At 64.0% G+C, this 21,062-nt stretch carries 21 protein-coding genes and 1 tRNA gene; 15 read left to right on the top strand and 7 right to left on the bottom strand.

What is annotated here, in order from left to right; translation table 11 throughout:
• Positions 1 to 14 precede the first annotated feature (14 nt).
• The 6 genes from EA473_RS17830 (at position 15) to EA473_RS17805 (ending at position 7,493) form a co-directional block, all read left to right on the top strand.
• Positions 15 to 1,412 carry an aspartate aminotransferase family protein gene (locus EA473_RS17830; protein WP_124197000.1) on the top strand — a complete coding sequence of 466 codons (1,398 nt, stop codon included), beginning with the start codon at positions 15 to 17 and terminating at the stop codon, positions 1,410 to 1,412.
• Positions 1,413 to 1,419: 7 nt separating this feature from the next.
• Positions 1,420 to 2,436 (top strand): NrpR regulatory domain-containing protein, encoded by a 1,017-nt coding sequence (locus EA473_RS17825; protein WP_124196999.1) that lies wholly within the window; start codon positions 1,420 to 1,422, stop codon positions 2,434 to 2,436.
• A 141-nt stretch (positions 2,437 to 2,577) separates the two neighbouring features.
• The gene (locus EA473_RS17820; protein WP_124196998.1) at positions 2,578 to 3,675 is read left to right on the top strand and encodes an ABC transporter substrate-binding protein; all 1,098 of its coding nucleotides are present in this window, start codon (positions 2,578 to 2,580) and stop codon (positions 3,673 to 3,675) included.
• 6 nt (positions 3,676 to 3,681) lie between these two features.
• On the top strand, positions 3,682 to 4,791 hold the full coding sequence (locus tag EA473_RS17815) for an ABC transporter ATP-binding protein (protein WP_124196997.1): 1,110 nt from the start codon (positions 3,682 to 3,684) through the stop codon (positions 4,789 to 4,791).
• Positions 4,792 to 6,666, top strand: a complete 1,875-nt coding sequence (locus tag EA473_RS17810; RefSeq protein WP_124196996.1) for an ABC transporter permease subunit — start codon at positions 4,792 to 4,794, stop codon at positions 6,664 to 6,666.
• Positions 6,663 to 7,493 (top strand): nitrilase family protein, encoded by an 831-nt coding sequence (locus tag EA473_RS17805; protein ID WP_124196995.1) that lies wholly within the window; start codon positions 6,663 to 6,665, stop codon positions 7,491 to 7,493. The genes EA473_RS17810 and EA473_RS17805 overlap by 4 nt, the downstream gene beginning before the upstream one ends.
• 7 nt (positions 7,494 to 7,500) lie before the next feature.
• Here the strand turns inward: EA473_RS17805 and EA473_RS17800 are convergent, their stop codons facing one another.
• Positions 7,501 to 8,532 carry a DUF128 domain-containing protein gene (locus tag EA473_RS17800; RefSeq protein ID WP_124196994.1) on the bottom strand — a complete coding sequence of 344 codons (1,032 nt, stop codon included), beginning with the start codon at positions 8,530 to 8,532 and terminating at the stop codon, positions 7,501 to 7,503.
• A gap of 178 nt (positions 8,533 to 8,710) precedes the next feature.
• On the opposite strand from EA473_RS17800, the gene EA473_RS17795 reads away from it, so the two are divergent.
• From EA473_RS17795 to EA473_RS17775, 5 genes are all read left to right on the top strand, one after another.
• Positions 8,711 to 10,033 (top strand): aspartate aminotransferase family protein, encoded by a 1,323-nt coding sequence (locus EA473_RS17795; protein WP_124196993.1) that lies wholly within the window; start codon positions 8,711 to 8,713, stop codon positions 10,031 to 10,033.
• Positions 10,026 to 11,030 carry an agmatinase family protein gene (locus EA473_RS17790; RefSeq protein WP_124196992.1) on the top strand — a complete coding sequence of 335 codons (1,005 nt, stop codon included), beginning with the start codon at positions 10,026 to 10,028 and terminating at the stop codon, positions 11,028 to 11,030. Before EA473_RS17795 ends, EA473_RS17790 begins: the two co-directional genes overlap by 8 nt.
• A gap of 93 nt (positions 11,031 to 11,123) precedes the next feature.
• On the top strand, positions 11,124 to 12,215 hold the full coding sequence (locus EA473_RS17785) for a pyridoxal phosphate-dependent aminotransferase (RefSeq protein ID WP_124197045.1): 1,092 nt from the start codon (positions 11,124 to 11,126) through the stop codon (positions 12,213 to 12,215).
• Between the two features lie 321 nt (positions 12,216 to 12,536).
• Positions 12,537 to 12,821 (top strand): DUF5789 family protein, encoded by a 285-nt coding sequence (locus EA473_RS17780; protein ID WP_124196991.1) that lies wholly within the window; start codon positions 12,537 to 12,539, stop codon positions 12,819 to 12,821.
• 6 nt (positions 12,822 to 12,827) lie between these two features.
• Positions 12,828 to 13,526 (top strand): CPBP family glutamic-type intramembrane protease, encoded by a 699-nt coding sequence (locus EA473_RS17775; RefSeq protein WP_124196990.1) that lies wholly within the window; start codon positions 12,828 to 12,830, stop codon positions 13,524 to 13,526.
• 77 nt (positions 13,527 to 13,603) lie between these two features.
• Here EA473_RS17775 and EA473_RS17770 read toward each other — a convergent pair whose 3' ends face one another.
• Entirely contained in the window at positions 13,604 to 14,368 is a 765-nt protein-coding gene (locus tag EA473_RS17770; RefSeq protein WP_243645297.1) for a PHP domain-containing protein, read from the bottom strand.
• 264 nt (positions 14,369 to 14,632) lie between these two features.
• On the opposite strand from EA473_RS17770, the gene EA473_RS17765 reads away from it, so the two are divergent.
• Positions 14,633 to 14,920, top strand: a complete 288-nt coding sequence (locus EA473_RS17765) for a DUF7565 family protein (RefSeq protein WP_124196988.1) — start codon at positions 14,633 to 14,635, stop codon at positions 14,918 to 14,920.
• A gap of 385 nt (positions 14,921 to 15,305) precedes the next feature.
• On the opposite strand, the gene EA473_RS17760 is transcribed toward EA473_RS17765, so the two are convergent.
• Both EA473_RS17760 and EA473_RS17755 read right to left on the bottom strand, forming a co-directional pair.
• Positions 15,306 to 15,743 carry a transcription elongation factor Spt5 gene (locus tag EA473_RS17760; RefSeq protein ID WP_124196987.1) on the bottom strand — a complete coding sequence of 146 codons (438 nt, stop codon included), beginning with the start codon at positions 15,741 to 15,743 and terminating at the stop codon, positions 15,306 to 15,308.
• A complete protein-coding gene (locus tag EA473_RS17755) occupies positions 15,743 to 15,916 on the bottom strand; it encodes a protein translocase SEC61 complex subunit gamma (RefSeq protein WP_124196986.1) in 174 nt (57 codons plus the stop codon). Before EA473_RS17755 ends, EA473_RS17760 begins: the two co-directional genes overlap by 1 nt.
• Positions 15,917 to 16,068: 152 nt before the next feature.
• Here EA473_RS17755 and EA473_RS17750 point away from each other — a divergent pair, with 152 nt between their 5' ends.
• A complete protein-coding gene (locus EA473_RS17750) occupies positions 16,069 to 16,257 on the top strand; it encodes a hypothetical protein (RefSeq protein WP_124196985.1) in 189 nt (62 codons plus the stop codon).
• Between the two features lie 210 nt (positions 16,258 to 16,467).
• On the opposite strand, the gene EA473_RS17745 is transcribed toward EA473_RS17750, so the two are convergent.
• The 3 genes from EA473_RS17745 to EA473_RS17735 form a co-directional block, all read right to left on the bottom strand.
• Positions 16,468 to 17,580 carry a S1C family serine protease gene (locus tag EA473_RS17745; RefSeq protein WP_124196984.1) on the bottom strand — a complete coding sequence of 371 codons (1,113 nt, stop codon included), beginning with the start codon at positions 17,578 to 17,580 and terminating at the stop codon, positions 16,468 to 16,470.
• 586 nt (positions 17,581 to 18,166) lie between these two features.
• Complete coding sequence (locus tag EA473_RS17740; RefSeq protein WP_124196983.1) at positions 18,167 to 19,447, bottom strand: alanine--tRNA ligase-related protein; 1,281 nt, start codon at positions 19,445 to 19,447, stop codon at positions 18,167 to 18,169.
• Positions 19,448 to 19,540: 93 nt separating this feature from the next.
• Positions 19,541 to 20,074 (bottom strand): helix-turn-helix domain-containing protein, encoded by a 534-nt coding sequence (locus EA473_RS17735; protein ID WP_243645296.1) that lies wholly within the window; start codon positions 20,072 to 20,074, stop codon positions 19,541 to 19,543.
• 135 nt (positions 20,075 to 20,209) lie between these two features.
• Between EA473_RS17735 and EA473_RS17730 the strand changes: the two genes are divergently transcribed.
• A tRNA-Leu gene (locus tag EA473_RS17730) sits at positions 20,210 to 20,294 on the top strand.
• Between the two features lie 157 nt (positions 20,295 to 20,451).
• The gene (locus tag EA473_RS17725) at positions 20,452 to 21,015 is read left to right on the top strand and encodes a DUF420 domain-containing protein (protein ID WP_124196981.1); all 564 of its coding nucleotides are present in this window, start codon (positions 20,452 to 20,454) and stop codon (positions 21,013 to 21,015) included.
• Positions 21,016 to 21,062: the final 47 nt, after the last annotated feature.

Genomic DNA, 21,062 nt, shown 5'->3' with positions numbered 1-21,062 from the left:
TTCCGGGTTGTGTGATGACGGAACCGAACTCGAGCCCCTCGACGGACGAACTGCTCGCGCGAGAATACGAACGATACAGGGATCGGACCCCGAACTCGGCGGAGATGGCCGAGGAACTCCGAGAGGTCGTCCCGGCGGGCGTCTGCAGTACGTTTCGGGCGTACGAACCGTACCCCATACACGCGGACCGCGCCGCGGGAACGACGATCTACGACGTCGACGGGAACGAACTGCTCGACTTCGCGTTGAACAACGGAACGCAACTCGTTGGCCACACTCATCCGGAACTCGACGACGCCGTCGTCGAGCAGATCGATCGTGGAACGCTGTACACCCGACCGTCGGACCGCCTCGAGTTCGCAGCCCAGCCGTTGATCGATCGCTGGGACGCGATCGAGCAGGTTCGCTTTACCAACAGCGGGACGGAAGCGGTGATGCACGCAACCCGCCTGGCGCGGGCGTACACCGGTCGGGAGAAGGTAATCCGGATGGAAGGTGCCTATCACGGCGCACACGATCCGGCACTCGTGAGCAAGATGCCGCCGCTCGAGCAGGCGGGACCGGCGGACGATCCCCGCCGGGTCAGAGAATCCCAGGGCGTCCCGGAGTCGGTTCCCGAGGACGTGTTGCTGGCACAGTACAACGACGCCGAAAGCGTCGAGGCCTTGCTTCGCGAACACGGGCCGGAGGTCGCCGCGATTCTCGTCGAGCCGGCCTGTCTCAACCTCGGGCTCGCCGAACCGGAAGACGGCTTCCTCGAGCGACTGCGCGAACTGGCCGACGAGTACAACGTCGTGTTACTGTTCGACGAAGTGAAGACGGGGGTCAAACTCGCGCCGGGCGGCGGCGCGGAGTACTACGGCGTAGAGCCGGACATCGTCGCGCTCGCGAAGGCCATCGGCGGCGGCTACCCCGTCGGCGCGTTCGGCGGTCGCCGGGAGATCATGGAACGGATCGCGGCCGACCTCGACGATGGCGTCGCGACCGGCGCGGCCCACTACGGGACGTACAACGGGAACCCGCTGGTCCTGTGCGCCGTCGGCGTAACCCTCCGGGAGATTCTCACGGAGGATGCCTACGACCACGTCAGCGACCTCAACGAACGACTCGCCGCGGGATATCGCGACGTCATCGAGGACGCGGGTCTCGAGGCGCAGGTGAAAACCGCCGGCTCGCAGGGAGCGGTACACTTTACGGACGAACCGATCCGGACCTTCCGCGACTGGCAACACGTCGACGAGGAGTTCCACGAAGCATACTGGATCGGGATGGTGAACAGAGACGTCGTTCCCCACCCCCACGACGCCTCCCAGCAGTGGACGATAAGCGTCCAGCACACGGCGGAGGAAATCGACGCACACGTCGAGGCCTTCGCGGATCTCGCCACACATTTATTCATGGCCCAGCAGTAATCGAACAATGGCGACCGATCCCGACCGGCGGACCTACGACGTACTCCGATTGCTTGCCGAACACGAGCCGATTGGAAGCGTCCGTCTCACCGATTTCCTCCAGGAGCGGGGATACTCGATCACGGAGCGGTCGGTCCGGCTCACACTCGCGGATCTCGACGACGACGGCCTCACCGAAAAAGTCGGCGGCAAAGGGCGGCGGCTCACGGCAGACGGCCGCGCGGAACTCGAGCGCGGCGGCGTCCAGGGCCGCGTCGAACAGGTCAGAGAGCGTCTGGCCGACCTGACGAGTCGGGTGAGCTACGATCCCACAACCGATACCGGCGACGTCGTGGCGGGGACCGTCACCGTCCCCCGGTCGAAACGCGCGGAACTCGAGACGGTACTCGAGCGGATCGCCGACTCACCGCTCGGTCCGGTCGTCGCGGGAATCGAACCCGTCGAACTGAACGGCACCGACTGTCTCGAGGTCGCCGTCCCCTCGAGCGTGACGATCGACGGCGTGTTTCTCGCAAACGGGATCGAGAGCTATCCCGATACGATCGGCGTCGTCGAGTACCACTCCGATCCGGAGCACGTTCCGTACGACGATCCCGAGCCGGCGAGACACGGCGGCGCGATCCGTCGGTTTACCGACGTGATCGGTGACGAGCGGGCGACGCTCGATCTCGTCTCGCTGTTGATCGAGGCGCGCCAAACGGACGTCGACAGCGCCGTGGACGGCGAAACCGGATTGCTGGTCGCCGACAACAGGGAGTTTCCGCTCGCTCACCACGATACGGCTCGCGAACTCGCAGTCGAGACGCGTAACCGGCTGGGAGGCGTCCTCGACCTTCGTCGGCCACGAGAGTCGGGACCGTTCCCGTGGGGCGATCCGGGATGGGCGTTCGCGTCGCTCACCTACGCGGGCGGATCGGAATGCGTCATCTCGGCCTGCGTCGAAGCCGGAGTGGCCCTCGAGTGGACGACCCTGGCGCGAGTCCAGCCCCGGTCTCGTTTTTCGACTGTCACGATCCAGAAGTAGAACTTTTTTAGAATTTCTCCCCTGGCGTGAATCAATATGTGCTTAAAAGGGACTCTAAAACAACTATATAAACAATTTTTGAAATTCCGTGAGAAGGTTTATATATTGGAAACGTAGATAGTGTGATACGGTGGCAATAGTATGCCGGGACCTACTCAACACGGACGACGGAAGTTTCTCGAGCGTGCGGCGATCGGCGGGAGCGCTGTCTCGCTCGCCGGGCTCGCAGGGTGTACGGGATTCCTCGACGACGATACGCTGACGGTCGCCGTCTACGGCGGCGTGTTTCAGGACGTGATGGACGAGGAACTGTTCGCACCGTTCGAGGAGGACGTCGACTTCGAGGTGGAGTCGGAAGCACAGCCGACCTCCGAGGAGGCACTGACCCAGTACGAAAACGCCGTCGGGGCGGGAGAGGCACCGGTCGACGTCGCGATCATGGCGGAGACCGGCGTCAGGCAGGGACTGAACTCGGAGCTGTGGCACATCTGGGACGACGGCGACTTCGACAACGTCCAGTACATCAGCGACGACCTGGTGGGCGAGGCCGACGGCGGAATCTCGAGCGTCGGGGCGCTGTCGTGGTACATCAACCTCGTCCAGAACACGGACGTCATCGAGGAGCCGGTCGACACCTGGGAAGCGCTCTGGGACGACCAGTACGAGGATACCCTCGGCTTGCTCGGATACGCGTCGAACTCCTTCCTGCTCGAGGTCACCGCGGAGCTTCACTTCGGCGGGCAGGACATCCTCGACGACCGCGACGGCGTCCTCGAGGTGTTCGAGGTACTCGAAGACGTCAGACCGCAGGCCAACTTCTGGTACGAAAACGAGGCGGAGTTCCAGCAACGCCTTCGCGACGGCGAAGTTCCGGCAGGAATGCTCTACAGTGACATCACGCTCGTCATGCAGGACGACGGCGCGCCGGTCCAGTCGAACTTCGTCGAAGAGGGATCGATCCTCGACTCCGGGCTGTGGGTGACACTCGAGACCTCCGAGGTCAAAGAGGAAGCACGCCAGTTCATCGATTACGCGAGCCAGCCCGAAGTTCAGGATCGCCTCGCCGAAAACCTCTATACGAGTCCGACGGTCGAAGAGCAGTACTCCGAACTCGACGACGAGACGTACGAGCGGATCGCCGGTCCGGGGCCGGACGCGGCGATATCACCGAAGTACGAACTCTACGTCGAGGAGGAAGACTGGGTAAGCGAACGGTGGGAGGAGTTCATCATCGGTTAACTCAGGATGAGTAACATCTCTCTCGAGGGCGTGACCAAGCGGTACCCTGGCGGCGTCCTCGCCGTCGACGGCGTCGATATCGACATCGAAAGCGGCGAATTCGTCACGCTCGTCGGCCCATCAGGCTGTGGAAAGACGACGACGTTGCGGATGATCGCCGGCTTCGAGACCCCGACCGACGGGGAGGTCGCGATCGGCGACAACGACGTCACAGACGCCCCTCCCTACGAGCGCGACACCGGGATGGTGTTTCAGGACTTCGCGCTGTTTCCGCACATGACCATCCGCGAGAACGTCGCCTACGGCATGGAAGCATCAGGGGAGTACACCGACGAAGAGATCGACGCTCGGGTCGCGGAGATGCTCGAACTGGTCGAACTCCCCGGCGTCGCCGACCGGACGCCGGATCAGTTATCCGGCGGCCAACAACAGCGGATCGCGCTGGCTCGAGCGCTCGCTCCGAAACCGAAGGCGCTGTTACTCGACGAACCGCTCGCGAGCCTCGACAAGAAGCTGCGCGAACAGATGCAAGTCGAGTTGCGCCGCATCCAGGAGGAGATCGGCATCACGACTGTCTTCGTTACGCACAACCAGGAAGAGGCGCTGACGATGTCGGACCGACTCGCGGTGATGAACGACGGCCGATTCGAACAGATCGGTCCGCCAGAGGAGGTGTACGACGACCCCGACTCGCGGTTCGTCGCGGACTTCCTCGGAACCGCGAACATCTTCGACGGTGTGATAGCGTCGGCCGAAGACGGGTACGCGACCGTCGACTGCGACGACGTCACGATCCGGTCGACGAACCCCGCCGGAATCGATCCGAGAACGGACGTCTCGGTCGTCGCCCGGCCGGAGCGCTTCCGGTTCGAGGGAGCGAGTACCGACGGCGGGGCGGCCACCTCCGAGACGGCGACTCTCTCCGACTCGATCAACGCCTTCGACGGAACGATCACGTTCAAACGACACCTCGGCAGCAGCGTCGAGTTCCGCCTCGAGACGGACGGGGGCAGGGAACTCGTCGTCGTCCGCCGGAGCGGACTCGACGAACACGCGCCCGGCGATCGGACGACGGTCACGATCGACCCCGAGGACTGCCGGCTCGTGGAGGCGTAGATGGCGACGGAGAGCGTTTCGGACGACGGCGCGGACGAGTCCGGACGAGCGGGTCTGAAGGCCAACACGAAGTGGTTCGTGCTGTCGTACCCGCTGTTCTGGCTCACCGCGATCTTTCTCGTCCCGCTTGCCATGCTGGTCGTGTTCAGTTTCTGGATCAACATCCCCGGCGGCCAGTACGAACTGGGGTTCACGCTCGAAAACTACGTCCGGTTTCTCACGAGCACCCTCTATCTCGGCCAGCTGTGGCTGACGATCGAACTGTCGCTGGTCACCGCAATCCTCTCGCTCCTGCTCGGCTATCCCATCGCGTACTACCTCGCGCGGATGGACCGGCCGTGGCTGCGCAGTCTGTTGTTGCTCACGATCATCTCCTCGCTGTGGGTGACCTACGTCATCCGGGCGTACGCCTGGCAGGTCATCCTCGCCTCCGGCGGCATCCTGAGTTCCTTCGGCGTCGCCGTCGGCATCCTCGCCGAACCGCGTTCGTTCTATCCGGGCTACTGGGGGCTCGTCGTCGGCATGGTGTACGTCTTCCTGCCGTTTATGATCCTCACGCTGTACAGCAGCATCCGGAACATAGACGACGAGTTGCTCGAGGCCTCGAAGAACCTCGGCGCGGGACCGGCCCGGACGTTCCGCAAGGTGACGTACCCGCTGTCGAAAAACGGCATCGCGAGCGGAACCGCGCTCGTGTTCATCCTGGCGCTTGGCTCGTACGTTCTGCCGCGTCTCCTCGGGAGTTCAGCCGAGCGGACCCTGCCGGTCCTGATCGAACAGCAGATCATGAGCGAGAGCAACTACCCGTTCGGCGCGGCCATGAGTATCGGGCTCATCGTCGTCGTGCTCGCGTTCCTCTGGGTGATGATCCGGGTGACGAACGTGACGACCGGGAGCCTGAGCGGGAGCGACGAAATCGCCACCGACGGCGGACCCGACGTCGCCGGTTCGGTCGGCTCCTCGAGTTCCGGCGTCGGAACCCGCGTTCGGTCGACTGTCGCCGATGCAGCCTCGAGCGTCGGGCTTACGCGAGCAGTCAGCGGGATCGGAGCGGCCGTCGACTCGGTCGTGACGACGGTCGATTCGACGACGCGCGAATCGATCATCTGGGTGACGTTCCGGGCGTACGTCACCGCGGCGATGGCGTTCATCGCCGTGCCGCTCGCGATCATCGTCGCCGTCTCGTTCACTCCCGAGGAGTTCCTCACGTTCCCGCCCGGCGGCTTCTCGTTCCGGTGGTACGTCGCGTTCTTCACTGACGCAAGCTGGATGGTGGCGCTCGCGAACAGTCTCGGGATCGCACTGGCTGCGGCGATTCTCAGCACGACGATCGGCGGCGGACTCGCGTTCGCGCTCGACCGGTTCGATTACCGCTGGGAGACGATCTACGGAACGCTCGGCGTCCTTCCGATCCTGGTTCCGCCGGTGATCATCGGCGTCGCGTTTCTCGTGTTCTTCCTCGAGGTGGGCCTCGCCGGTTCGCGGACGGCGATCATCGTCGCCCACGGCATCTTCTACGCGCCGTTCCCGTTTATTCTGGTCTCACAGGGGCTTCGCGAGATCGACCGGACGTACGAGGAGGCGGCGATGAACCTCGGTGCGTCGCCGGTGCGGACGATTCGGACGATCACGTACCCGCTTCTCCGGGCGAACGTGATCTCCGGCGCGCTGTTCGCGTTCATCCTCTCGCTCAACGAGTACATCATCGCGTGGCTGTTGTCGCTGTTTCTCGTCGAGACGATCCCGATCCAGATCTTCAACCAGCTTCGCTACTCCTACCCGCCGACCATCGCGGCCGCGAGCGTAGTCTTCATCGGGCTCACGGTCGTCGTGATGACCGCGATCGATCGCCTGTCCGGAGGGATCTGGGAATGACGGCCGGCGAGGCCCGAGTCGTCGTCGCCCAGACGGTTCCCGAGTTCGGTGCCGTCGAGCGAAACCGGGAGCGAACCGTCGAAATCGTTCGGGATCACGCCAACGCCGACCTGGTCGTCCTCCCCGAACTCGCGACGTCGGGATACGTGTTCGAATCGACCGACGAGGTCGAGTCGATGGCCGAATCGCGGGACGGCGACACCGCTCGAGCGTGGTCGACGGTCGCCGAAGAGACTGGGACGTGGATCGTCGGCGGCGTCCCCGAGCGGGCCGACGACGGCTACTACAACAGCGCGTTCGTCGTCTCGCCGGACGGGCTCGAGGGCGTCTATCGAAAGGTCCACCGCTGGAACGAAGAGGAGTACTGGTTCGAAGCCGGCGAACGACTCCCCATCTTCGAGACGCCGTTCGGGCGACTCGGCGTCCAGATCTGCAACGACCAGTGGTTTCCCGAGGCGACGGTCGCCCAGGCCCGAGACGGCGCGGACCTGATCGCCGTCCCCACGAACTGGGTCCCCAATCCGACCGTGGCGGACGGGAGTCGCCCCGGCGGGTGGACGATCGGCGTCCACCACGCGGTGGCACACGCGAACGCAAACCGGGTGTTCATCGCCTGTGCGGATCGTGCGGGGACCGAGCGGGACGTCCCGTTCGAGGGACAGAGCGTCGTCGTCGATCCGAACGGCCTCCCCCTCGCGGGGCCGGCACCGATCGAGGGCGAGTGCGTCCTCGAGGCCGACTGCGATCTCTCACGAGCCCGGAACAAGTCGCTGACCCCGCGGGACGACGCGCTGGGCGATCGCCGGCCCGACGTCTACGAGCGATAACGCCGGATCAGTCGTCCGCGTTCGGCGCTCGAGCGATCGCCTCGACGGGTTCGAGTTTGCGCCTCGAGACCATCCCGTACAGCGTCTCCCAGGAGGTAGAGAGGTCGTACTCGTACAGCGCAGTCAACAGGAGTTCGCCCGTTCCGGCGTACGTGATCGATCCGAACGACCACCCCGAGTTTCGGTTCTGGAACTGCGTCCGTTCGCGCGGCCGCTTGAAGCCGACGACGCCGCCGAGTGCGTCCCGCGTCGACTCAGCGAGGTCGCGTGCCTCCTCGAAGCGGTTGATCGGAAACTCCCGATCGTCGCCAAGGATGAGTCCCGTCTCCGAGGATTCGAGGACGCTCGAGACGTCGCTTCGGCCGGCCTCGATCAGGAGCGTGATGACGTCGATCGACGATCCCTGTCCGTTTATCACGTCGACGTGACGGACGATTCGCCCACCTGCGGGAGAGTCGTCGTCGGTGCTCGACGCTGCTGGCGGTTCGTACTCGAGAACCGCCGCGTTGGTCAGGGTGGCGTTGATTCCGTGAGCGAGCAAGACGCCGTCGAGGGAGATACTCGAGGGAACGAGCAGTCGGTAATCGCCGGGTTCGTCGTCGGCGCTCTCGCCGAAGGAAGCCGGGACTGGACCGAACGAGCGCGACTCGAGGCGGGAGAGCAACGAGAGAGCTTCGTCGACGTCCTCCTCCTCGAGGAAGGCCGCGCAGGCGATGAGAACCCCCGCGTCTTCGGACGGATCGTACGTCACCCGGCTGGTGAGCTGTGCGATTCGAGCGCGAATCTGCTCGAGGCGGCCGCTTACGTTCCCCTGCTCGAGTTCCCGCCGGCCCTGCTCGGTGAGACGACGGCCGCGGCCGGGGACCTTCGTCGTCAGCCCGAGATCGTCGAGTTCCGACAGCGTCAGTCTGATCGTTCGGCCCTTGATGTCGTAGCCGTGGACCTGCATCAGTTCGACGAGCTGAATGCTGCCGATCGGGCCGTGGCGGTCGACGAGCCTGAGGATGTCGTACGTCCGACGATCGAGATCCGGGGGCATTCGATCGAATAATTGGATACCGGCGACACTAACGTTTGCGTTCGAGCGCGGACACAAAAAGACGGTTTCGCCGCGGGTCGACCGAGCGTTCTCGACGGAGAGTCCGTTTCGTGGGGTAACCTTTTATTTCCTGTAGACCGTCGGATAGGGTGGCAACAAATTTCCATACTGTGTGACAATGGCTTTCAATAAAACGTTCAGGGACAATCGGGACGTGGAGTCGCGGTACGACGAGTACGTGATGTCGATCTGGAAGGATCTCGACGTTCCAGTCAAACGTGCGGAGGACTGTACGCTCGAGGACTTCGAGGGGAATACGTATCTCGACCTTTTTTCGGGGATATCGGTGGCGAATGTTGGCCACAACAATCCGGCAGTCCTCGAGGCCGCGAGCGACCAGCTCGAAGAGTTCGTCCACGGCTGTTCGTACGTCCACCCCAACGCGCCCGTCGCCGAACTCGCCGAACGAATCGCCGAAATCACGCCCGGTGATCTCGAGAAGAGTTTCCTCTGTAACTCCGGAACCGAGGCCGTCGAGGGCGCGATCAAGCTCGCGCGGAAACACACTGGCAACACCGAGGTCGTCGCCCTGGAGATGGCGTTTCACGGGCGAACGCTCGGCAGCCTCGCCCTGACCGGGAACAAATCCTACAAGGATGGCATGGCGCCGACCATAAACGACGTCGCCCACGCGCCGGCACCGTACTCCTATCGGTGTCCGTCCTGTGACGGGAACTGCACCGCCGACTGCGCCGACCGCCTCGAGCACGTCATCGATACGCACACCTCGAACGATCTGGCCGCGGTCGTGGTCGAACCCGTGATGGGCGAAGGGGGGATCATCGTTCCGCCCGAGGGGTGGCTCGAGCGGGTTCGAGAGATTACCCACGAGCGCGGCGGCCTGCTGATCGCCGACGAAGTTCAGTCGGGGTACGGCCGGACCGGCGAACTGTTCGCCGTCGAGCACTTCGACGTCGAACCGGACGTGATGACACAGGCGAAAGGGATCGCGAACGGCCTGCCACTGGGCGCGTTCACCGCGCCGAGCGAGATCGCCGACAGCTTCGACTCCGGCGACCACCTCTCGACGTTCGGCGGCAACCCCGTCGCCTGCGCCGCCGCGCTCGCGACGATCGACGAACTGGAGGGCGGAATCGTCGACAACGCACGCGAACAGGGCGAGTGGCTTTCGGGTCGGCTGACGCAACTCGAGTCGTTCGACGTGGTCGGCGAGACTCGAGGCCTCGGACTGATGCAGGGAATCGAACTCGTCGATCCCGACGAGACGGGACCGCTCGGCGTCGCCGACGCGCCGGACGCCGATCTCGCAAAGGCCGTCTCGAAGCGTCTCCGCGAGGACGGAATCGTCATCGGCGTCGGCGGCTACTACGGGAACGTCCTTCGGTTCCAGCCGCCGCTGACGATCGGCCGCGAACAGCTCGAACGCGCCGTCGATACCCTCCACGAGGCCCTCGAGACGGAGGTCGAGACGGATGCGTGAACGCGATCGGCCAGCGGCGTTTCGTGACTCGGTTCCGGGTGCGGACGTCGAACTCGCCTACGCCGGATTCAACCGGTTTCTCAAGGGCGACGAACGGGAGGTCGACGACGTAGACGACGTCGAGGCGGCGGTCCTCGGCGTTCCGTACGACGGGGCCGTCTCGAACCGTCCGGGTGCTCGATACGGACCGGAGGCGATCAGGCGGGCGAGCGGCTGGTGGGCCTACATCTCCGATTACAAGAGCGGGCTGACGAACATGCAGACCGGGAAAAACGTCGACTTCGGAAAGCTTTCCGTCGCCGACTGCGGCGACGTCCCGGTGTTTCCGATGGACCACGAGACGACCGCCGAGAGCATCACCGCTCACGTCGCCGCGGTCGCCTCACAGACGTTCCCCGTCCTGCTCGGCGGCGACCACTACTGTACGTTCCCGTCCGTCCGCGGCTTCGCGGAGGGGGGCGGCTACGACAACGTCGGATTCGTCCAGATCGACGCTCACACCGACACCGTCTCCGAGAGCCCCGTCTTCGGTACCGACTTCCACGGCTCGAGTACGGCCCTGATCGCCGACTCGCCGTTCGTCGACTACGAGAACGTCAGCCAGGTCGCTATCCGGGGGTACGAATCCCCCGACTTCTTCGAGTTCGCCGACGACACCGGCCTCAATCTGTACACGATGCGTGAGGTCGAGAAACGCGGCATCGGGGACGTCGTCTCCGATGCGATCGAGGCTGCGGCTGCGAATACTGACGCGGTCTACGTCAGTTTCGACATCGACGCGGTCGACCCGAGCGTGGCCCCGGGAACCGGGACGCCGATCCCCGGCGGACTCTCCGCACAGCAGGCCCTCGAGACGATGGAGATCCTCGGCTCCCACGAGGCCGTCGGCGGTGCCGACCTGATGGAGGTCGCGCCGCGGTACGACCCGACCGATGGAACACAGCGGCTCGCAGCGTATCTCCTCGTAACGCTGCTCGAGCGAGCCTTCGCGGAGTGATCGATCGTGAACGCACCACCCAACGGAGGATTACCCGACGGTCTGATCGGGACGGGACGAACGGACGGCGTCGCCGAGTCGGTCATCCGGGAGATGACCCGCGAGGCGCTCGACCGGGGCGCGATCAACCTCTCGCAGGGGATTCCCGACGAAGACGAGACGCCACCGGAGATCAAACGCGCCGCGAAGGAAGCGATCGACACCGATAGCCAGTATACGATCACCTGGGGACTTCCGGCGCTCCGTGAGGCAGTTTCCGAGCGCTACGCCGAGTGGAAAGGCATCGAGTACGACCCCGAGACCGAGGTGACGATCACCAGCGGAACCAGCGAAGCGATCATGTCGACGATGCTCGCGTTAGCCGGTCCCGGAGACGACGTCATCTACTTCGAACCCGTCTACGAGAGCTACATCCCGGCGAGTCAGTTCGCCGGTGCGAACGCCGTTCCGATCGACATGACCGACGGGCTCGAACCCGACTACGACGCGCTTGCCGACGCGGCCGAGCAGGCGCGAATCCTCGTGCTCAACACGCCCATGAACCCGACCGGGAAGGTGTTTACCCGCGCGGAACTCGAGCGAATCGAGGAGATCGTCTTCGAACACGACCTGATCGTTCTCACCGACGAGATTTACGAGCACATCGTCTACACCGACGACTACGTCAGCCCGGTCGAAGTCGGCGACCTCGCCCATCGAACGGTGGTCTGTACCGGCATGTCCAAGACGTTCAGCGTCACCGGCTGGCGGGTCGGCTTCTGTCTCGCGCCCGAGTACCTCTCCCAGGAGCTTCGAAAGGTCCACGACTACACGAGTATCTGTGCGCCGACGCCGTTCCAGCGCGCGGGCGTCGAAGCGCTCTCGTTGCCCCAGTCGTACTACGAAACGCTCGCCGATTCCTACGAGCGGCGTCGCGATCAGCTCTGTGCCGGACTTCGAAACGCCGGGCTCGAGCCCGTCGAACCCGACGGTGCCTACTACGTCATGACACGCTATCCGACCGACGAGACCGACCTCGAGTTCTCCTATCGGCTGATCCGAGAGGCTGGCGTGGCCCCGGTTCCGGGAAGCAGCTTCTACACCGACCCCGACGCGGAGGCCGACTGGGTCCGGTTTACGTTCTCGAGAAACGAGGCGACGATCGACGAGGCGATCGATCGCCTGCTCGAGAACCGCTGGTGGTAGCGGACCCTGATACGGATTGCCGTCCCTGTACACCTGATACGGATTGCGGTCCCTGTACATCTGATACGGATTGCTGTCACTGTTTACCGGAGCGACCGCGGAACGGCGCGCGGTCTTCGGGAATGACGTACACCAGACCGTCTGCCGTCGAAGTCACGATCCGATCACAACCGCCGACGCAGACACTGCTGTCCCGATGTACCGGTAGGCTGCAGACGACTCGCGATCCCACCGGCAACGACGGACAACAGACCGTGTGGTCCGCCCATTCCACCCGGCAGAAGCGAAACCTTGAATCGAGACGCTCGCAAACCGTCACCCATGAGCGACGACGAGGACGAGGAACCCGCCGTCTCACTCGGAGAACACACCCCCGTCGAGGGCGCGCCCCTCGCTCGAGTGAGCTCGCGTCTGAGCTGGCCCAAGGAGAAAAGCGAGATCGACCGACTCGAAGGCGACAGCGTCGTCCGGACGCCCGATGGACCACGGGAGCTGTCGACGATCCTCGAGGACGTCGAGGAGACGTACTTCGAACGCCACCAGGAGTTCGAAACGAACGTCCGAGACGTCGTCGGAACCGGACCGATTCCGACCGCGGACGAGTAACCACCCGTGGCGACCGAGGACGGAAATCGTGTTCTCGGGGTCGTTCGCGACGGGTTCGATCGACTCTCCTGGGTACAGAAATCGCTACTCGTCGGCGCGATTCTAACGGTCGTGTGGATGTCCGCGGTTCCAACCGGACTCGACCGGCGGATCGTCTTCGACTCCGTCCTCCTGATCGGAGGGCCGCTCGCACTGGGGATAACCCACGGTCGACACATCGGCTGGAACGTCAACCGCGTCGCCGTCCGGAACGCCGTCTTGCTCTCGATGTTCGTCCTCCCGTTTTATCTCGTCGGCTCGACGCTCCCGACGATCCGTGAGTTCTATCCGATCTGGGAGACGTCGGCGGCACCGGGGGAGTTTCTCCCACACGCGATCAAGTTGTTCATCCTCGCGTTGGCAACCGAAACCTACTACCGCGGACTGCTCTGTGTCGGCGTCAAAGAACTCGGGTTCGTCGCGGTGTTCATCAGCCCCGTCGTCTACATGATCCACCACGCCTCGAAGCCGCCGATCGAGTTTCTGCTATCGGGTCCGACGGACGTCCTCTTCGGAGCCGTCGACTACAAATCGAACTCGATCCTTCCGTCGGTGATCGCCCACGGGGCCGGTCTCGTCTTGCTCGACTGGCTCGTCCTCCACGACCCGATTTTCGATCCGACGCCGTTTTTGCGACACCTCGAGTGGCTCCCGGTACCACTGTAACCAGGTTCTCCCGTCCGTTTTCGGGCCTACCGGCCGAAGTCGACGCGAAACCCACTCTCCCTCGGTCCGACGCAGTGCTAATAGACCGAGACGTCGTCGAATCGGCCGTCGTAGGCGATGTGGCGGGGATGAGTCGGTTCGACGGCCGAAAGGAAGAGCCGATCCGCCTTCTTCCAGGTATTTTCATAACAGAGGTGTGCCAGTTCTCGCGCCGTCGTCCGCACGCGCTCGAGGCCGTTCTCGTAGACGACGGTTCGCGAAACGCCGTCTTCGAAGGCAGCCACCAGATCCGCTTCAGTGTCGATTTCGGCGTCGAACGCGGTGTGTGCGGTTCCAACGCTTCTCGGCAGGTGCGCGTACGACGAGGTAAACGGCGGGAGATCGAGTTCCGTCGCGAGCTTGCGCGCTCGCCGGTTGTGCGACGGGAAGTGTTTCGGGTTGAAGATCTCGACGGCGTCGATCGTCTCCGCGTACTGGTGGAGGTCGGGTCCGGTGATGCTCATCGTCGCAAACTCCGGGTGAGGTGCAAGCACCGCCGCATCCTGGCGTTCGAATTCGGCCATCGCCGCCTCGAGCGGGATGAAATCCGGGACCGGCTCCTCGAGGCCGAGCGCGAGGACGTGTCTGCGGTCGTGCCAGGAGCCCGTAAACACTTCGCGGCCGGGGACGACCAGCAACTCGTCGGTCGAGTAGGCGGCCGCTCGCTCCCGGATATCCGGCAGGCGGGTGAAGTGTGGTGCGTAGACGATGGCGTCGAGCCCCGCACGCGTCGCTCGCTCGACGACCGTTTCGTCGAGCACTTTGACGTGGCAGTCGACGCGGGATATTCCTCCGGCGTTCACGAGGACTCCTTTCGGGACGGTCGAGTTATGAATTCTGATTCGTCCACGTCGAGTGATTCGGGGTACTGTCCGTCATTTTCGGCGTACCCGCCGCCCGGGTCGCGGGTTCGCCGGTGCACCGCGTTCGCCGGCACATCGGTACAGCAATCCGTATGAGACCCAGCCGACCGTCGGATCGTCGGATGGACTCGAGAGCGACCCGTGGAACCGACGATGGGATACTGCGAAAAGACCAAGGTGACGGGCCGTCGATCTGACCAGTAAATGGCCTGGGAATGCGGGATCGACGGCTGTGGTTCGGTGTTCGAGGACGTCGAGTCAGCAGTCATCCATCAGGCGACCGAACACGAACGTCCCGAGTGTAAAGTCTGCGGGACGATCGTTCCGGACGGCTACCTCGCTATCCGACACACGTTCAACGAACACAGCCGCGCGGAGTACGTCCGCGCGTACGGAGCGAGTTCCGAAGAGGTTCGCGAGCGGGAGGAACTCGTCGAGGAGATCGAGGAGGTCGCCGACATGGAAATGATCGCGAACGAACTGACCCGGTAGTGACGTTCAGTTCGGCGAGTTCGGTGGCACCGATCGTCTGATACGCCTCGAGCGCTGTCGAATACGCCTCGAGCATACGGCGGGTTCACGTATGCGAACCCGGCCATCAGGGATTGTCACTCGGCACCTTTCGTCCTGGCAAACGGTTCTGGACCGCTCTGGATCCCGCCCCACAACGTTCGACCGAACCGCTTTGGAGTTCCTTGTCTGGAGAAGAACCGACTCGCTATCGCTCGTCGGAATCCAGCACGCGAATCTGGTCGCCCCGCACCGTCACACGCCTAAATTTTACGTCGTCGGGTGGCTTCGCTCCCCATCAGCCACCCCTCCTCGCAAAATTTAGTACAAAACGACCTCGGCGCAAAGCGCCGAGCGAACCGACTCGCTATCGCTCGTCGGAATCCAGTACGCGAATCTGGTCGCCCCGCACCGTCACCGGAATCGGAACCGTCGCCTCGTACAGTTCGACCGTCACCTGATCCTTTCCTTCGTCGATACGCTGAACCTGTGCCTTCTCGCCTTTGAACGGCCCGGCGATGAGCTCGACGATGTCGCCTTCCGCGATCCCTTCGACGTCCGGCTTCGGCGAGAGGAAGTGCTCGACTTCGGAGATGTCCGACTCGCCGGGGACGATACTTCGTGCGTGAGGGATATCCTCGAGTACGCGCTCTAAGACGGCGTTGCCTTCGGCTTCGACCATCACGTACGACGTCAGCGAGTCGGGCGCAAGCGCGGCGTGGATCTCCGCCTCCTCGCGATTGATGATCATGTCCGCGACGGTTTGTTCCTGGCTCGCTGTCGTCTTGACCGCGAAGATTCCCATCAGATACCACCGGTCAGCAACAGCATGATTCCGCCGATGATAAAGCCGATGAATCCGACGAGCAGGATTCCCGCACCGGCGATTTTCGATACCTGGAGGAACTCCTCAGTCGTGGGTGTCGTCGCCATCTTCAACACCCGAACGTACGAAGTGAGGTCGTACGGAACGTCCATATATGTCTATTCACAGCCCGGCGTCTTTTATCTGTCTTTCGTGTCCGTCCGGTTTCTATTTCGATTCGAAGGACGGTATCCGCCGATCGTAGATCCGGCGTTGCACTCGACGGCCCGCCGACCAAGCCACTCGAGGACGACGTTCACACGTTATGGCTGAAGACGACAGCGACCGCGCGAACGAGTACGACGCCGAGCGGGAAGCCGAAATAGAGGACGAACTCGAGCGCATCGATCGCGACCCCGACGAAGTCGACGACGGGGGCGATCTCGGCACGCAAAACGCACCCCGAAGTGACGGCGAACCACAGGAGGATCGCGAAGAGTCCGAAGAGGGCTGATTCCGCCGAATCGACGATAGGACGAGCACGGAGCCGTCCGGTCCGACGAGACGGTTGTCGGTCGTCAGTTCCGGCACAACTGCAGAGGGGTCGCGCTCGCACGGTGATCCGTTAATGACGGACCGTGTCATACGGATTTCTGCGACGACTTACCGGGGCCCCCGTCGCCCGAGTCGCGGGTGCGCCGGAAATGACGTCCAGTAAGCCGTATCAGGGGACGTCGACGTCGGGTCGCGACTCGAGAGTCAATTCGGCCGTCGTTCGCTCGCCGTCGCGAACGATCTCGATCTCGACTGTCTCTCCGGGCGACGTCTCGAGTGCGAGCGTCGACGAGAGCAGGTCCTCGTTGGGGATCTCGCGACCGTCGATTGCGATAATCACGTCGCCGCCCGCCCGGACGGTCTCGCCGTCGATCATCGTCGTCTCCGTCGCTGCTTCGAGGACGCCGTCGGCGGGCGCGTTCGGGACGACCCGCGTCACCAGCACGCCGCCTGCCTCCTCGAGATCGTTCGCCTCCGCGATCTGCGGACCGACGGGGGAGACGCTGACGCCCATGTACGGGTGATCGTACTCACCGTCCGACGCCAGTTCCGGAACCACGCGACTGGCCAGCAGGGAGGAGATCGCAAAGCCGATCGTCTGCCCGGCACCCGCGAAGACGATTCCGAGGACGTCGCCGTCGAGGGTCACGAGCGGTCCGCCGCTGTTACCCGGGTTGAGCGACGCGTCGGTCTGGATGGCCGCCGGAATCGCAAAGCCCGTCGGGCTCGGTAACGATCGGTCGGCACCGCTGACGATCCCCCGCGATAGCGAGGCGTCGAGTCCGAGCGGATTCCCGAGTGCGAGAACCTCCTGTCCGATCACCGGCTCTGCGTCGGCAAACGAGAGTCCGCTCGCGACGTCAGGGAAGTCGTCTACAGTCACGACGGCGAGATCGCTGTGGGGATCCGCTCCGACGACCGACCCCCTCCGCCACGATTCGTCGCTGAACTGTAACTCGACGGTCGAGGCGTCGCGGACGACGTGCTGGTTGGTCACGACGTATCCCTCGTCGAGGACGAACCCCGACCCGATTCCACCGGGTGCGCGGTCGTCACCGACCAGATCCACGAGGACCACGTCGTCGATGCTCTCCTCGTAGACGTTCGTATACCGACTCCCGGCGTCCAGTTCGTCCTCCTGGCTCGACCCGCTCGAGGTGGCCCGAGCCGTTCGGCTTCCGGCGGTCGCGACCGACGAACCACCTGTGACGATCGCCGCGGCGATTCCGGAGCTCGTACGCAAAAACCGGCGTCGACCGAACCGGGATCGATCTGGCGACATAGCGAACGTCACCCCGACGAGAACAATAAAACACCCACCACCAACGACCGTGATCGGTGGAACGCTGTTCAACTGGTTCCCGTGTCGCCGGTCCTAAAGAAACGACGATCACGGTGTGTTGATCAGCCGAGGAGGATCGATCGGCCGGTGTTGTCCCCTGGCCCGAGTTGGCTCGTGGGTACTTCGAGAGCGTCCTCAACTACGCAACTCCCCCCGGCCTCTACTCCGAGAGGATCGACCCGGCCGACGGACAGGTGCTCGGTACTTCCCACAGACGGTTTCCCACCTGAAGCGTGTCGATGGAGCGACGTATCTCGCGCGTTCACTTGATGCCGATGCGGACGTCGAACCGGACGACTCCCGGCCCGAAAACGTCGAGACGCTGTTTCGACGCGGCGGCCCACCGGACGTCTAATGCCACCAGACGTGGACGTACAACGGACGAATACAAATAGAAACACTTAGTAATTTCCAGTGGTGACTACTGTATGCGAGCGGGGTCATGCCTATTTCGTTCCCGCAATCGCCTCTCCGAAACCGCTCGGAGCCGCGAGTTACCGGGGGTACGCTCCCCCGGTTTCGAGAATCATTCGAGCGACGCGTAAATCTCCGCCGACGTCGCGTCGAACCCACCACCACGTGCGAGCGTCTCGGATCCGCCACCGCCGCCGCCGAAGGTCGCCGTCAGTTCGTCGAGAACCGCCGTCGCCGATCGTGATTCTGCAGTTCCGACGACGGCGAACGTCGACCCGGATTCGCCGAGGGCGACGATCACGTCCTCGGACGCGTTCGTCCCCTCGCGATCGGTGATGCGGTCACGAACGACGTCTCCGACGAGGTCCGACTCCACCTCGCCGACCGTCGCGATCCGCCAGCGCTCGCCCTCCCGATCGAGCGAGTCGGCGTGCTCGAGCCGGGTGGCGATCAACTCTCGCTCTCTCGCCCGGACCCGATCCGCGAGCTCGTCGCGCTCGTCGCTGAGGCGTTCGAGTTCAGCCGTGAGATCGTCGATCCCCGTTTCGAGCGTCCGCTGGGCGGCGAACACGGAGCGTTTCTCCGCCGTCCGGCGATCGATCGCGTTCGGGCCGACCGCAAATTCGACCCTCGTCAGGCCTTCGCCGGGGTTCGACCGCCCCAGCACGGTCACCGGACCGATCTCTCGGGTGTTCCGTACGTGCGTCCCGCCGCAGGCTGCGACGTCCCACGCCGCGCTCCCGCCGGTCGTGCCACCCGACGTCCGGATCGCGGCGCTCCGACCGTTTCGGCCGCCGCCGTCGCTGTCGTCGCCGATCGTTACGAGCCGCACCTTACCCTTTCGGAGCGCGTCGGCCTCGGTCGCTTCGTTGAACGCGACGTCCTCTCGCCTGCGTGCCTCTTCGACCGGGACCTCCTCCCAGGAGACCGGTCGAGACTCCCAGACGGCCCGATTGACGAGTTCGTCGAGTTCGATCAGTGCGTCGTCGTCGATTTCCGTGCTGGTCTCGAGGTCGACGCGAACCTTCGTTTCCCCGATGTCGAAGCCGCCGTAGCCGAGATCGTCGAGAACCCGTCGGCCAGCCCCGTAGAGCACGTGACTCGCGGTGTGAGCGCGCATACAGTACATCCGGAACGACCAGTCGACCGAACACAGGACGCGCTGTCCCGGCCTGAACGACGGTTCCGTCTCGAGGACGTGCACCTGCTCGCCGTCGACGACCTGTACGTCGACGACGTCCGTATCGCCGACCGTCCCGCGGTCGGCCGGCTGGCCGCCGCTCTCGCCGTAGAAGTAACTCCGCTCGAGCCAGACCCGTCGCCCGTCGACTCCCGTCACCTCGGTTTCGAATCGCGTGGCGTACGGTTCCGCCGCCGCCAGTTGCCCACTCATCGGTTTGACTCCGACGCCCGGTACCAAAAACCTGCTCGCCGACTGCCGACCGACTGACTCCGAACCGGTTCACTCTGAGAGCGCAAAACCGATTCACTCCGAGAGCGTAACCTCGAGACGCTCCTCGAGTGCCTCGATCACGCCACCGCCGATTCCGGCCTGGGTCGCACGGCCCTGTTCGACCGCCAGCAACTCTTGCTCGCTGATTCCGAGTTCGTCGGCCAGTTCCTCGCGCTGGAGCCCAGCTTCCTGACGAGCCTCGACGACGACCTCCCCGTACTCGGAGACGAGATACGGAAGCGGATCGTCGTCGTAGTTCGTCCCCTCTCGCTCCCAGTGTTCGGAGTCGCCGTCCCAGACGGGATTTGCCTTCGCGACGTTCTGGGCCGCCTTCTTCTTGCGGTTGGGTTCGCTTCCGGCGGAACCGCTCCCGCTCGAGTCCGGCGATCCACCCGATCCTCGAGAACGCCCTTTCGACTGCGTATCGTCGTGCGGTGCACAGTCCGGACAGACCTCGAGTTCGGCCCCCGCAACCGACGCGAGTGTGAGCGAATCGCTCTCGGCTCCACAGAGTTCGCAGTTCGTCCCGCCGCCACCGCCGGACGAACCGGTCGAGTATTTAGCCATGGTACCTCTTGGCAACTGGTGCATTTCAAATCTCCGCTCGGGCTCGATTCCGTGTGACTCCGGAGCAGGCGCGGGCCAAAGGAAAGGGCTTTTATAACCACACTGGATACGTTCGAGTGCAGAAAGAGACCGCGAGCGTGGGTAGCCAAGCCAGGCCAACGGCGCAGCGTTGAGGGCGCTGTCCCGTAGGGGTCCGCCGGTTCAAATCCGGTCCCACGCATCGCACACGCGGCGTTGCCGCGAACACACGATGCAGGTGATTTCCCTTCGCGGACATCACCCACGCACAATCCTTTCGAAGCTACCACCGAACAGCGAGGGCGCCTGCGACGGCACTCGACAGTAACCGCTTTCCCGCCTCGAGCGAACGACGACGTATGGAGTACGTCTCTCGAGAACGCGTTCGTCCGCTCGCGGCGGTTTTGAGCGTCGTTTCGCTGGCTATCGTCTTCGCAGCTGCCGGCGGTCGGGTTCCGCAATCGGTCGTTCCGCGCGCTCCGGGGTGGGTGTTGACGACGATTCCGCACGTAAACGTCGCCATCAGCGCGACGGCGATCTTCACGATCACGATCGGGTGGCGTGCGATCCGCCGGGGTGACGTCGAGCGGCACCGTCTCGCGATGCTCGCCTCGTTCGCGTTGTTCGCGGCGTTTCTCACGCTCTATCTCTATCGACTCGTCGCGACTGGAGGTCCCCAGCCGTTTCCCGGCCCCGACCCCGTCTACCAGTTCGTCTATCTCCCTATCCTCGCCGTTCACATCCTCCTCGCGGTCGTCTGCATTCCGTTTCTCTACTACGCGCTGTTGCTCGCGTTCGCGTACCCAATCGAGGGACTCCGTCGGACGAGTCACGCCCGGGTCGGACGCATCGCGGCAGGCCTGTGGCTGATCTCGTTTTCGCTCGGGATCGTCGTCTACGGCCTGTTACACGCTGCCTACTGATCGTCTTCGACTATAGGCATCCACGATACCTATTCTGCTGGAGTACC

The organism is Natrarchaeobius chitinivorans (assembly GCF_003841505.1).
GTDB lineage: Archaea > Halobacteriota > Halobacteria > Halobacteriales > Natrialbaceae > Natrarchaeobius > Natrarchaeobius chitinivorans.
The sequence above is the reverse complement of the archived record's forward strand: the minus strand, read 5'-3'. Positions and strand labels throughout refer to the sequence as shown.